This is a genomic window from Thermostichus sp. MS-CIW-40, from assembly GCF_054058315.1.
On the sequence record NZ_JBSSAC010000064.1, the window covers coordinates 1 to 11,721 of the forward strand.

At 59.3% G+C, this 11,721-nt stretch carries 12 protein-coding genes and 1 other RNA gene; 9 read left to right on the forward strand and 4 right to left on the reverse strand.

The genetic code is table 11. From position 1 onward, the window contains the following. The first annotated feature begins 187 nt into the window (after nucleotides 1-187). The 8 genes from ACVWXF_RS13385 to ACVWXF_RS13420 all read left to right on the forward strand — a co-directional run bounded on the left by ACVWXF_RS13385 (nucleotide 188) and on the right by ACVWXF_RS13420 (nucleotide 5,359). The gene (locus ACVWXF_RS13385; protein WP_011430450.1) at nucleotides 188-496 is read left to right on the forward strand and encodes a carbon dioxide-concentrating mechanism protein CcmK; all 309 of its coding nucleotides are present in this window, start codon (nucleotides 188-190) and stop codon (nucleotides 494-496) included. Between the two features lie 71 nt (nucleotides 497-567). Next, nucleotides 568-909, forward strand: coding sequence for a carbon dioxide-concentrating mechanism protein CcmK (locus ACVWXF_RS13390; RefSeq protein WP_011433395.1), 342 nt, complete (start codon nucleotides 568-570; stop codon nucleotides 907-909). Beyond that, on the forward strand, nucleotides 909-1,208 hold the full coding sequence (locus ACVWXF_RS13395; protein WP_011433394.1) for a EutN/CcmL family microcompartment protein: 300 nt from the start codon (nucleotides 909-911) through the stop codon (nucleotides 1,206-1,208). The genes ACVWXF_RS13390 and ACVWXF_RS13395 overlap by 1 nt, the downstream gene beginning before the upstream one ends. A gap of 71 nt (nucleotides 1,209-1,279) precedes the next feature. Beyond that, entirely contained in the window at nucleotides 1,280-3,241 is a 1,962-nt protein-coding gene (locus tag ACVWXF_RS13400) for a ribulose bisphosphate carboxylase small subunit (RefSeq protein WP_457474635.1), read from the forward strand. A 66-nt stretch (nucleotides 3,242-3,307) separates the two neighbouring features. After that, a complete protein-coding gene (locus tag ACVWXF_RS13405) occupies nucleotides 3,308-3,973 on the forward strand; it encodes a hypothetical protein (protein ID WP_457474636.1) in 666 nt (221 codons plus the stop codon). A gap of 32 nt (nucleotides 3,974-4,005) precedes the next feature. Next, complete coding sequence (locus ACVWXF_RS13410; protein ID WP_457385246.1) at nucleotides 4,006-4,722, forward strand: carbon dioxide-concentrating mechanism protein CcmK; 717 nt, start codon at nucleotides 4,006-4,008, stop codon at nucleotides 4,720-4,722. Between the two features lie 72 nt (nucleotides 4,723-4,794). After that, an RNA gene (ffs, locus tag ACVWXF_RS13415) (signal recognition particle sRNA small type) lies at nucleotides 4,795-4,892 on the forward strand. A gap of 62 nt (nucleotides 4,893-4,954) precedes the next feature. Next, a complete protein-coding gene (locus ACVWXF_RS13420; protein ID WP_457444170.1) occupies nucleotides 4,955-5,359 on the forward strand; it encodes a hypothetical protein in 405 nt (134 codons plus the stop codon). A gap of 344 nt (nucleotides 5,360-5,703) precedes the next feature. Here the strand turns inward: ACVWXF_RS13420 and serS are convergent, their stop codons facing one another. The 4 genes from serS to ACVWXF_RS13440 form a co-directional block, all read right to left on the reverse strand. After that, nucleotides 5,704-7,011: a serine--tRNA ligase gene (gene serS / locus ACVWXF_RS13425; RefSeq protein WP_457474637.1), complete on the reverse strand. Its 1,308-nt coding sequence runs from the start codon at nucleotides 7,009-7,011 to the stop codon at nucleotides 5,704-5,706. Nucleotides 7,012-7,044: 33 nt separating this feature from the next. Beyond that, complete coding sequence (gene ilvC / locus ACVWXF_RS13430; RefSeq protein WP_457474638.1) at nucleotides 7,045-8,037, reverse strand: ketol-acid reductoisomerase; 993 nt, start codon at nucleotides 8,035-8,037, stop codon at nucleotides 7,045-7,047. A gap of 63 nt (nucleotides 8,038-8,100) precedes the next feature. Beyond that, nucleotides 8,101-9,582 (reverse strand): glycosyltransferase, encoded by a 1,482-nt coding sequence (locus ACVWXF_RS13435; protein ID WP_457474639.1) that lies wholly within the window; start codon nucleotides 9,580-9,582, stop codon nucleotides 8,101-8,103. Between the two features lie 187 nt (nucleotides 9,583-9,769). Further along, complete coding sequence (locus ACVWXF_RS13440; protein WP_457474640.1) at nucleotides 9,770-10,231, reverse strand: YlqD family protein; 462 nt, start codon at nucleotides 10,229-10,231, stop codon at nucleotides 9,770-9,772. A gap of 278 nt (nucleotides 10,232-10,509) precedes the next feature. On the opposite strand from ACVWXF_RS13440, the gene hemC reads away from it, so the two are divergent. Beyond that, on the forward strand, nucleotides 10,510-11,496 hold the full coding sequence (gene hemC / locus ACVWXF_RS13445) for a hydroxymethylbilane synthase (RefSeq protein WP_457474641.1): 987 nt from the start codon (nucleotides 10,510-10,512) through the stop codon (nucleotides 11,494-11,496). Nucleotides 11,497-11,721: the final 225 nt, after the last annotated feature.

Genomic DNA, 11,721 nt, shown 5'->3' on the forward strand with positions numbered 1-11,721 from the left:
CCGTCCCGCTAACGCGAATGGAAACAAACAGAATGCTATCGCTGCATAGTTGAACAGTGATGTTCAGCAGTGTTCAGCGTAAATGTATCAGATTGCATGAGCGAACCCAATAAGCGAGATTAATTTGCCTTGTTGCTGGGTTCGACAGCGTTCAGGAACTGAGTGTGTTCAAAAGTGGAGAGTTGATATGCCTATTGCAGTTGGAATGATCGAAACCCGCGGGTTCCCGGCAGTGGTAGAAGCTGCCGACGCCATGGTCAAGGCAGCCCGCGTTACCCTGGTGGGTTACGAAAAAATCGGCAGCGGTCGGGTCACGGTGATCGTGCGGGGGGATGTCTCGGAGGTGCAAGCCTCGGTGGCTGCCGGTTTGGAGTCTGCCAAGCGGGTGAGCGGGGGTGAGATTCTCTCCCACCACATCATTGCCCGTCCCCACGAGAACCTGGAGTTTGTGTTGCCCATCCGCTATACCGAGGCGGTAGAGCAGTTCCGCACCTAGTCCCCACTTCAGTAAAGTTCGCACCCCAGAAAGTTCGCACCCCACTTTCACTTTCAGCGTAAGGAGTACCTATGGCTATTGCAGTTGGAATGATCGAAACCCTGGGCTTCCCGGCAGTGGTAGAAGCTGCCGACGCCATGGTCAAGGCAGCCCGCGTTACCCTGGTGGGTTACGAAAAAATCAGCAGCGGTCGGGTCACCGTGATCGTGCGGGGGGATGTCTCGGAGGTGCAAGCCTCGGTGGCTGCCGGCATTGACTCGGTGAAGCGGGTGAACGGCGGCCAGTTGTTGTCTTGGCACATTATCGCCCGTCCCCACGAGAACCTGGAGTACGTGTTGCCCATTCGCTACACCGAGGATGTGGCTCAGTTCCGCGAAGGGGTAAATGCCATCCGTCCCTTCACCCGTCCCTGATGCGTATTGCCATTGTGCGGGGCACCGTCACCAGCACTCAAAAGGATCCCAGCTTGACGGGCGTGAAGTTTTTGTTGGTGCAGTACGTCGATCTCGAGGGCCAGCCGCAACCCGATTACGCTGTGGCTGCTGATCCGGTGGGGGCCGGCATTGACGAGTGGGTGCTGGTTAGCCAAGGCAGTGCCGCTCGCCAGCCGCAAGGAAACCAGACTCGCCCGCTGGATGCAGTGGTGATGGCGATTATCGATACGGTCAGCGTTGGCGGTCGCTCTCTCTACAACAAGCGCGATCAACGCTAGCTGGGATCCCTTCCCTTCTCATCTCTCTTGCTGCCCTTGTCCGCCCTACTGCGTTCTAGAGGCTCACGGTTATGCCTGCTCACACCTATGCTGCACCGCCAACGCCCTGGTCTCGCCGACTGGCGGAGCCCAAGATCGATCCCACAGCCTACGTGCATTCTTTCTCCAACCTCATTGGGGATGTGCGGGTGGAAGCGGAGGTGCTGATCGCCCCGGGAACTTCCATTCGCGCTGACGAGGGATCCCCCTTCCACATTGGCGCCAGATCCAACATTCAGGATGGGGTGGTCATCCACGGCCTGGAACAGGGGCGGGTGATAGGAGAAGACGGCCAACCCTACTCCGTTTGGATTGGCAGAAACACTTCCATTGCCCACATGGCTCTGATCCACGGGCCGGCCTACGTGGGCAACGACTGCTTTATTGGCTTCCGCTCGACGGTGTTCAACGCTCGGGTTGGGGATGGCTGCATCATCATGTTGCATTGCCTGATCCAGGATGTGGAGATCCCCCCAGGCAAGTACGTGCCTTCTGGATCCATCATCACCACCCAGGCCGAGGCCGACCGGCTGCCCGACGTCCAGGATAGCGATGCCAAGTTTGCCCAACACGTGATCGGCATCAACCAAGCCCTGCGAGAGGGCTACCAGTGCAGCGAAAACCTCGTCTGTATCGCTCCCATCCGCAACGAACTGCAGCGCACTTCTAACTCAACGGCTACGGAGACGGCACCCATGACTCATTCTTCCCATCGCGGCAATGGCCGGAACGGCGGCGGATCCCCTCTCAAGCCGGAGGTGGTGGAGCAAATTCGCGCCCTGCTGGCCCAAGGCTATCGCGTGGGGCTGGAATATGCCGATGCTCGCCGCTTCAAAACCTCTTCCTGGCAAAGCGAAAGCCCAATCACCAGCACCCACGAGGCGGAGGTGGTGCAGTCATTGGGGGCCATCCTGGCAGAACACCAAGGGGAATATGTGCGCCTGCTGGGGATCGATCCCAAGGCTAAACGGCGGGTGCTGGAGCAAATCATCCAAACCCCCGATGGGCCGGCGCTGGTCTCTGGGATGCCCAGCCGCGTCTCGGCAGCCGCTGCTCCGGGTTCTGGCACATCCGGCCCTCAGTCTGGCTCAGGGCTAGAGGAAGAAATCCGAACGCTGTTGGCGCAGGGGTATCGCGTTGGCCTGGAGGTGGCTGATGCCCGCCGCTACCGCACCTCTTCTTGGCAGACCTTGAGCAATTTGAGCGGTCAGCCGCAGGAGATCCTGGCCGCTGTTCAGGCTGCCCTAGCAGAGCACCAGGGAGAATATGTGCGCCTGTTGGGGATCGATCCCAAAGGCAAACGGCGGGTGCTGGAGAAGGTCATTCAAACCCCGCAAGGCCAGGTGAGCAGCAGTCCTGCAGGAACCGGCGTGGTGGCAGATACGGCTCCTGCGGCAGGGGGCAGTGCCGGCCTGGATCTGGAGGTGCAGGAGGAGGTGCATCGGCTGCTGGCTCAGGGCTATCGCATCGGCTACGAATATGCCGACGAGCGCCGCTTCAAAACCTCTTCCTGGCAGAGTGGGCCGGCCATTCGCGCCACCCGCGGGCCAGAGGTGTTGGCTAAGCTGACGGCTGCCCTGGCGGAGCACCAGGGAGAATATGTGCGCCTGCTGGGGATCGATCCTAAAGGCAAACGGCGGGTCTATGAGCGCATCATCCAAACCCCTGGCGGAAAATCTGCTGCTGCTGCCGCGGCTCCTGCTTCTGCCCCCAAGGGATCCCCTTCTGGCACCCGCCTCAATGCCGAGGTGGTGGCTCAGGTGCAGCAGTTGCTCAGCCAAGGCTACCGCATCGGCACCGAACATGCGGACAAGCGCCGTTTTCGCACCTCTTCTTGGCAAAGCTGTAGCCCCATCGAGGCTACCCAAGTGCCGCAAGTGGTGGCAGCTCTGGAAGCCTGTCTGGAGGAACATCGCGGCGAATACGTCCGCCTGCTGGGTATTGACCCAAAAGCCAAACGGCGAGTGCTGGAGCAGATCATCCAAACCCCTTGAGGGATCCCAGCTTTTTTTGACCTCTGTTGGTTCAAGTCCAACCCCCCAGCGATGAGGAGCACTTTGTTGGCCTCTACTTTGCCCAACTCCATGACGCTCCGCGCCTTGCCTGGCCAGAACGACGAAACTCGCTATTTTGTCAGTGGTGAGGTACAGGTGGAAGCCGGGGCGGGGATTGGGGCAGGGGTGCTGCTGCGGGCCAACCCCGGCTGTCGAATTCACATCGGGCGCGGCGCGTGTATCGGCATGGGATCCGTCCTGCACGCCTGTGGGGGATCCCTCATCGTGGAGGCGGGCGCAACCTTGGGAATGGGGGTGCTGGTGATCGGGCAGGGCACCATCGGCAAAAATGCCTGCATCGGCTCGGAAACCACGGTGCTGAATTGTTCGGTGCTCAGCCAAGCGGTTATTCCCCCCGGCTCGCTGATCGGGGATCCCACCTATGGTTTCGATCTCCAGGAGGCGGGCGGCAGCAAGCCCATCCCGGCAGAGCCCTCGCCGGCGGCAGTGGAAATGGCTCCAGAGATGTCGCCTGAGCCGTCTCCCCCACCCAGTTCTCCGGTGGCCAATGTTGAAAAGCAAACCCGCCGTTGGCACCAAGAAAAATCCGACTCCCCAGAGACCAAAACCCATAAGCTCAATGGGATCCCTGGCCATTGGGAATTGGATCGCCTCTTGAGCAAGATTTATCCCCATCGACAGGTGCTCTCCTCTGGGGATGGCCGGCTCTGATGGCTAAACTGGCATGAGTGGTTAGGATGCCGATGTCAACCTCCCTGGGCCTGATTCAGACGCGCAGCTTTCCGGTCATTGTGCGCATTGCTGACGCCATGACCAAGTCGGCAGGCGTGACGCTGATCGGCTTTGAGAAAACCTCGGGGGGCTATTGCACAGCCATTGTGCGGGGGGGAATTGCCGATGTGCGCATTGCCATTGAGGAGGGCATTGAGCTGGCCCGCCAGTTTGACCAAGAGGAGATCTCCAGTTTGGTGATCCCGCGCCCCCTGCCCAACTTGGAAGTGGTACTGCCGATCAGCAGCAAGCTGTCTCAACTGGCACAAAACCGCGGCTACAGCCGCCTCAGTAACTTGGCCGTGGGCCTGCTGGAAACTCGCGGCTTCCCGGCAATGGTGGGAGCTGCCGATGTCATGCTCAAAACCGCGGATGTCCAACTGGCGGCCTACGAGACCATTGGGGATGGCCTATGTACGGCCATTATCCGCGGTACAGTGGCCAACGTGGCCATTGCCATCGATGCCGGCATGTACGAAGCAGAGCGCATTGGGGAATTGCACGCGGTGGCAGTGATCCCCCGCCCTCTGGACGAACTGGAGCAAGCGCTGCCCGTGGCCAGTTGTTTTGTTGCTCAACCGGTTACCCTGCCGGTAACCCTTCCTCAAGTTCAGGAACAGGAGGTGCAGCGCAGCGATACAGCCGTAGAGCGGATCCCTGTTTATCTGGAGCCGCCTGAAACTCCCTAGCCCCCTGAGAAACCCATCTGTTGCCCAAGAAAGCCGAGCAGGGCAGAGGGGAAAAATGCTAGGCTACTGGAAGACCTGGGTCCGTGCAGCTCCGACGCCCAAACCGTGTCAGGATCGGAAGATAGCAGCACCACGGGATGCTCTGAGCAGGCGCGTCAACCCGGGTCGCCCTTTGCAGCCCTACTTCTCTCTGCTGGGTTCTCTCCTCCTTGCCCTAGCAGCGCATTACACTATGTCCGAAACAGACAATCCCCTCGCCAACTGGGCTCAAAAGGCTTTCTACCTCGGCATGGGTTTGGCGGCTGTGGCGGCGGATAATGCTGCCAAGGTGGCCAGCAAAGCGGGTATCCGTCTGATGGAGTTGCGCAAGCAGGCGCAAGCTTTGGTGGACGAGCTGGTGGAGCGGGGGGCGATGACCGCTGAAGAGGCGCGGGCTTACATGGATGCCATCGCCGCCAACGCCAACCGCAAGGGAGAAGACAGACAAACTGCCGGTCCCCGCAAGATCACCATCGACGACATTAGCAATGCCGAGGGCGAGGCAGGCACGGCCATCGAACTTTCAGAAGCGGCCCGTTTGCGCCAGAAGATCGCCGAATTGCAAGCTGAGTTGGATCGCCTCAAGGGCAAATCTTGAGCGGAAGGACAGCCCGGCAGGAAGGTAGGAATGCATTGCTTCCTAGCTCCTCTCCCCTTTTGCATAGCGGAAGTGGTACCGCAGAGCACTTGGGAAGTGTCTCAACCTAACTTGAAATGACCCTAAAGATTGAGGCTACCGTCAGGTGGATCGTCTCTGTGAAGTGTTAGGGATCCTCGCCCTTTAGAGCCGGGGGCAGGTCAAGGTTGTTCATTTCAGAGGTTTCAAAAAACTGCCGTGAGACAGCTTGCAATTCTCCGTCGTCGGAGAAAAGATGGGAACACCTGCCTATCTGGGCAGGAGCGTCTCAATCGAGTCTCAATCAAACTGGGTTGAGTTTGAGCTCAGGCAGCAGGAATGAGGATCCCGTCTTCCGAGAGAAAGCGGGAGCTGAGAAAGGGACGCAGCGCCTTGGGAATGCGAATTGAGCCATCCGGCTGTTGGTGATTTTCCAGCAGGGCAGCCAGAGAGCGCCCCACCGCCAAGCCAGATCCGTTCAGGGTGTGGACAAACTGGGTGCCTTTCTGGCCGGCTTCTTTGTAGCGCAGGTTAGCACGGCGGGCCTGAAAGTCCCAGCAGTTGGAGCAACTGGAGATCTCGCGGTATTGACTTTGGGAGGGGAACCACACCTCCAAGTCAAAGCAGCGGGCTGCCGCAAAGCCCAAATCGCCGCTACACAGCTCCACCACCCGGTAGGGCAGCTCCAGCATCTGTAAGATGGCCTCGGCATCCTGCACCAGCTTCTCGTGTTCGGCTTCCGATTGATCTGGGCGAGTGACCTTGACCAGCTCCACTTTTTGAAACTGGTGCAACCGGATCAGCCCCTTGGTGTCGCGGCCATAGCTGCCCGCCTCACGGCGAAAACAAGGGGTGTAAGCACAGAAGTAAAGAGGGAGGGACTCCGCAGGGATTACCTCATCCCGGTACAGATTGGTAAGGGGAACTTCCGCCGTCGGGATCAGCCACAGGTCGTCGTCAGCACAGCGAAAGCTGTCTTCGGCAAACTTGGGCAACTGCCCCGTCCCCTGCAAAGCGGCGCTGTTGACCAAAAAGGGTGGGATCACCTCGGTGTAGCCGGCTGCAACGTGGCGCTCCAGCATCATGGCAATCAAAGCCCGTTCCAGGGCCGCGCCTGCCCCCACCATAGCCACAAAGCGGCTTTGGGCCACTTTGACCGCACGGCCAATCTCCAGCAACCCCAGTTTTTCGGCAATCTCGTCATGGGGAAGGACAGGATGGGCCGGCTTTAGCTCCTCACCCCAGCGGCGCACCTCTACATTGTCGGCCTCATCTCGGCCAACCGGCACGCTGGGCAGGGGCAAATTGGGCAGGGTAAGCAGCCGAGCACGAATCTCCTCTTCCAGCTCCCGTTCCTGCTGCTCCAGTTGGGCAATCTCGGCCTTGAGATCCACCCCCCGCTGCCGCAGGGCCGCCACTTCGGGGCCTTGGGGATCCGCCCCCTGGCGGATGATCTCGCCGACTTTTTTGCCGAGGCTGTTGCTTTCGGCCTGCAGGGATCCCTTGCGGGCCTCCAACTGCCGCCGCTCCCGATCCAACTGCAGGATCCCGTCCAGATCGACTGTGGCCCGGCGATTTTGCAGGGCTTGGCGTACTTGTTCAGGGCGATCCCGCAGCAGCTTCAGATCCAGCACAGAGACGGCCTACACTTAGCTCCAGATACCCGACTATTTCTTTAGCCAGCTAAACATGGCCCGCAGCTCCCTGCCCACCTGTTCGATGGGGTGTTCGGCCTCGCGCCGCCGCATCGCAGTAAGCCCTGGCTTGCCGGCCTGATTTTCCAAGACAAACTCACGGGCAAATTGGCCGCTTTGGATCTCGGCGAGGATCCGTTTCATTTCAGCGCGGGTTTGCTCCGTAATGATGCGGGGGCCACGGGTGTAGTCGCCGTATTCTGCCGTGTTGGAGATGCTGTGGCGCATTTTTTCCAGGCCGCCCTCGACGATGAGATCCACGATCAGCTTCACCTCGTGCAGGCACTCGAAGTAGGCCAGTTCCGGCTGGTAGCCCGCTTCCACCAAGGTTTCAAACCCCGCTTTGATCAGAGCCGTCAGCCCACCGCAGAGCACCACCTGCTCGCCAAAGAGGTCGGTTTCGGTCTCTTCCCGGAAGGTGGTTTCCAAAATGCCGGCCCGCGTGCCACCGATGGCTTTGGCATAGGCCATGGCCCGCTCCCGTGCCATTCCCGAGGCATCTTGATAGACGGCAAACAGGCAGGGCACCCCTTCCCCCGCTTGGTAGGTGCGCCGCACCAAGTGCCCAGGGCCTTTGGGGGCAACCATGATGACATCCACGTCTGCCGGAGGCTGGATCTGCCCGAAGTGAATGTTGAAGCCGTGGGCAAAGAGGAGCACGTTCGCCGGCTGCAGGTGGGGACGGATTTCGCCCTGGAAAACGGCCTTTTGCACTTCATCGGGCAGCAAAACCATTACCCAATCGGCGGCAGCGGCAGCATCCGCCACCGTTTTGACCATTAAGCCGTCTTGCTCGGCTTTGGGCCAGGAAGGGCTGCCAGGGTAAAGGCCAACGATGACCTGGACACCGCTATCGCGCAAATTGAGGGCGTGGGCGTGGCCTTGGCTGCCATAGCCGATGATGGCAACGGTTTTATCGGCCAAAGGCTCCAGGTTGGCGTCGGTGTCGTAGTAGAGGCGGGCCATGGTCGAGCGGGGCGTAAGCAGGTGCTTGACTAGGATAGCAGGATTGGATCCAACTTGCTGACCTCAAGCGCCGTGATGAACAGTTTTCACCCACCTTAGGCGCTTGGGCTGTACACACATGCGAGCGGTTGTGGCGATCATAACCGGCAGCCAGTGGAGCATGTAGACCAAGCCCAGGGCGGTGTGCCACCAAAGTCGCCGTCCGCGCAAGCCCTCCACCTGGCGTAGCCCCCGGTAAAAGGCCACCGTCAAGCAGCCCATCACCAGAGCGTTCAAGGGGAGCAGCACCGAGGAGTGGCCCGTCAACAGCACCCAGAGGGTATCGGGAACCAAGGCCATCGGCAGCAAGTACTGAGAAATAAAGAAGGCCCAGAGATCTACTGTTTTGGCCATCCCCATGCGGCGACTGAGGATCCCTGGCCAGTAGTCGAGATAGCGCTGGTAGCCCCCTTCTGCCCAGCGGCAGCGCTGGTGCCAGAGGCTTTTCCAAGAGGTGACCCCTTCTTCGACGATGGCCGGCTCTGGCAGAAAGGCGATATCTACGCCCGCCAGGTGCAGCTTAAAGGTGAGATCCAAGTCGTCGGTGAGGGTGGCCTCGTTCCAGCCGCCGCACTTTTCCAAAACATCTCGCCGCACCAGTTGGCCGTTGCCACGTAGCTCGCCAATACCCCTCACAGCCACGCGCTGCTGCTGGAAGTAAGCATCAGAGGCCATTTCCGCCACCTGCCCCAGAGTCCAGAAGTTGACGTTGGGGTTGCTCAGGGCCTTGCGCACCTGGACAGCGCCTACCGTCCGTCTGCTGAAACGGCTGCGCAGGCTTCCCACTTGAACAAACAAGGGCAGAGTGCGGGCAAGAAAATCCGAAGGCACCACAGCATCGGCATCGCAGACCAGGATGATCTCCCCTTGGGTGAGGGGCAGTACCTCGTTGAGGGCGCCGGACTTACCCCCGCCCCGCCCCGGCTGCCGCCGGTAAACCCGCAGATGCGGGATCCACTTTTGGGCTTCCCGCAGAACTTCAGGGGTGGCATCGCTGCTGTTGTCGTCGATGGCCCACAGCTCCAGATGGCTGGTGGGGTAACGGAGCTGGGTCAAGCTGTGCAACAGACGCGGGAGTACTGCGCTCTCGTTCTTGGCCGGGATCAACACGGCCACACGGGGCAAGGCCAGCCCGCCCAACTCAGAAAGCCCGCTCTGCCCATCCCGTTGCATTGGCAGGACAGAGTCATTATTGTTAGGGTCATCGCTGTTATCTGTTGACCTGGGATCCCGGCGGGTCGCAGCGGCAGGAGGAAGTCTCAGAGGGGGCAGGAAGGTCGCCGGTTGCAGGCGAAATAAGCGGCTAATGTGGATCACCATGAACGTGGCCAAACCAACGGTGATCCAACGGGCCGTCGGCACCACATGCATCAGGCTGACCAACCCCCACACCATGGCCAGAACCAGCAGAGCCTTGAGACGGCGGCGCTGGGCCGAGGTGAGCAACCAATCGGGAAGATGAAGATCCTCGAGAGGCTCTGGCTCTGACCAGACGAACTCAGACATGGGGATCCTCCCACGGGCGACAACGCTACCCAACCTCACCAGCCTGTCCAAGCGTTAACCCAAAGGCTGTTAAGAGGTTGTTACCTATTGTCACCCATTGTGTTGGCGAAACGGAGTTCTCGAGAACCTACAGGCGAGAAAAATTGGGTATCCCGGCTGCCGGTTCTCCGGCAAGGGGGTGAGTAGCCTATGGGTTGCCGCGAATCTCTTTGATTACCCCATCTTCCAGGAGGATCTCAACCTGCATTTTCTGGATCAGGTTGTCTCCTTTTTGGACTCGGAAGAAGCTCTCCAGATTGCCCTGCAGCACTTCTTGGTTAAGCTCCAGGGTGCTCAGTTGGTTGATCTGCTGCAACAATTGGTTTTTCTGATCCAAGAGGCGGATTTTCTGCTCGTTCACGCGGCTTTTCACCGCTTCCACCTGTTGGAGCACTTGGGGGCTGTTGGGGTTGGGGCTCTGTTTCTCCAGTTCGGCAATAGCCCGCTTGCCCTGAAACTCCAGCTGTTGCATCTGAGCATCGGTGGCTTCGATCTGCCGCTCCAATTGCTCCTGCATTTCCTTTTTCCAAAGGGGTGTGACCACCACCTTAACGGGAATGTTGCGTTTGAGCAGTAATTGAGTGCCGTTGCTGACGTTGTTTTCTTCCATAAGACTCATCCAGGCAGACGACCAACCAAACCAGGGGCTTGTGCCCATTGTAGAAAGCTCCCCTCAAAAGCTCTGGGGTTGGGGAAGAGGAGCTTGACAGACCGGATCCTCCCCCGCCGAGCCGGAGAATCCATCTACTTATCCTACCGGCTGGGATCCCTGCGGTAAAGTCTTGATTTCGGGAAACTGCAATTTTGGTTAAGGATCTTAAAGGCCGCCGCCTTGCCCTGGCACAGATTCGGCTAGCGTGAGAGACAGTGTTCTTTTTTGCGGCAGCCATGAGTGAACTGGCTTCGACCCCCTCCAAACCCTCTGCTGGGATCACCAAGCCGGTGCGGATCGCCTCTCGAAAAAGCGAGTTGGCTTTGGTGCAGACCCAGTGGGTGATGGGTCAGTTGCAAGAACACCATCCGGGATTACCCCTGGAGCTCAACACCCTTTCCACCCAGGGAGACATCATCCTGGATGTGGCACTGGCCAAAATTGGGGACAAAGGTCTTTTTACCAAGGAATTGGAAGTTAGCCTGCTCAACGGCAGCAGCGACTTGGCGGTACACAGCCTTAAAGACTTGCCCACTCGCCTGCCGGAGGGCTTGGTGTTGGGGGCGATCACGCGGCGGGAGGATCCCCTGGATGCTTTGGTGGTGGGGGAAAAGTTCCGGGATTACCGACTGGCCACCCTGCCAGAGGGGACGGTGATCGGCACTTCATCGCTGCGGCGGCTGGCCCAACTGCGCCATGCCTTTCCCCACTTGCGCTTTAAGGACGTGCGGGGCAACCTCAACACCCGCCTGGCTAAGCTGGAGCGGGGAGAGTACGATGGCCTGATTTTGGCAGTGGCCGGCTTGAAGCGTCTGGGCAAAGCCGACCGGATCCACGAGGTGTTGGATCCCAGCGTGTCTCTGTACGCGGTTGGGCAGGGATCCCTGGGAATCGAGTGTCGGCAGGGAGATGAGCGGATTCTGGAGCTTATCCGACCCTTGGCCGATGCGGAGGCCACAGCCCGCTGCTTGGCAGAGCGAGCTTTCCTGCGGGCTTTGGAAGGAGGGTGTCAAGTGCCCATTGGCGTTCACAGCCAAGTCCAAGGGGAGGCGCTGCACCTAACCGGTATGGTGGCCGACCTGGATGGCCGGCGGCTCATCCGCGATACTCAGACGGGATCCACCGCCGATCCCGAGGCAGTGGGGATGGCTCTTGCAGAAAAGCTAAAACAGCAGGGGGCCGACGAGATTTTGCAAGCCATTTTTGCCCAGGCCCGCCGTTAGGCTTTCCTACTTTTTCTGAGTAGGCTTTGAGAACTTCAGCTAGGGTCAGCTGAAGAAAAGGGGGAACAATGAAGTCCCCCCTACGTGAATTGCACTCAAATGGGAAATTCGCATTCAAAGCTGAGAATTTACTAGGTCGTGTTGATCTTATGTTAGGATAGAGAGAATAATTTATAGAGGAAAGAGGATGAAGTTGGTTTTTTTAGATGAAAACAAATGGCAGAA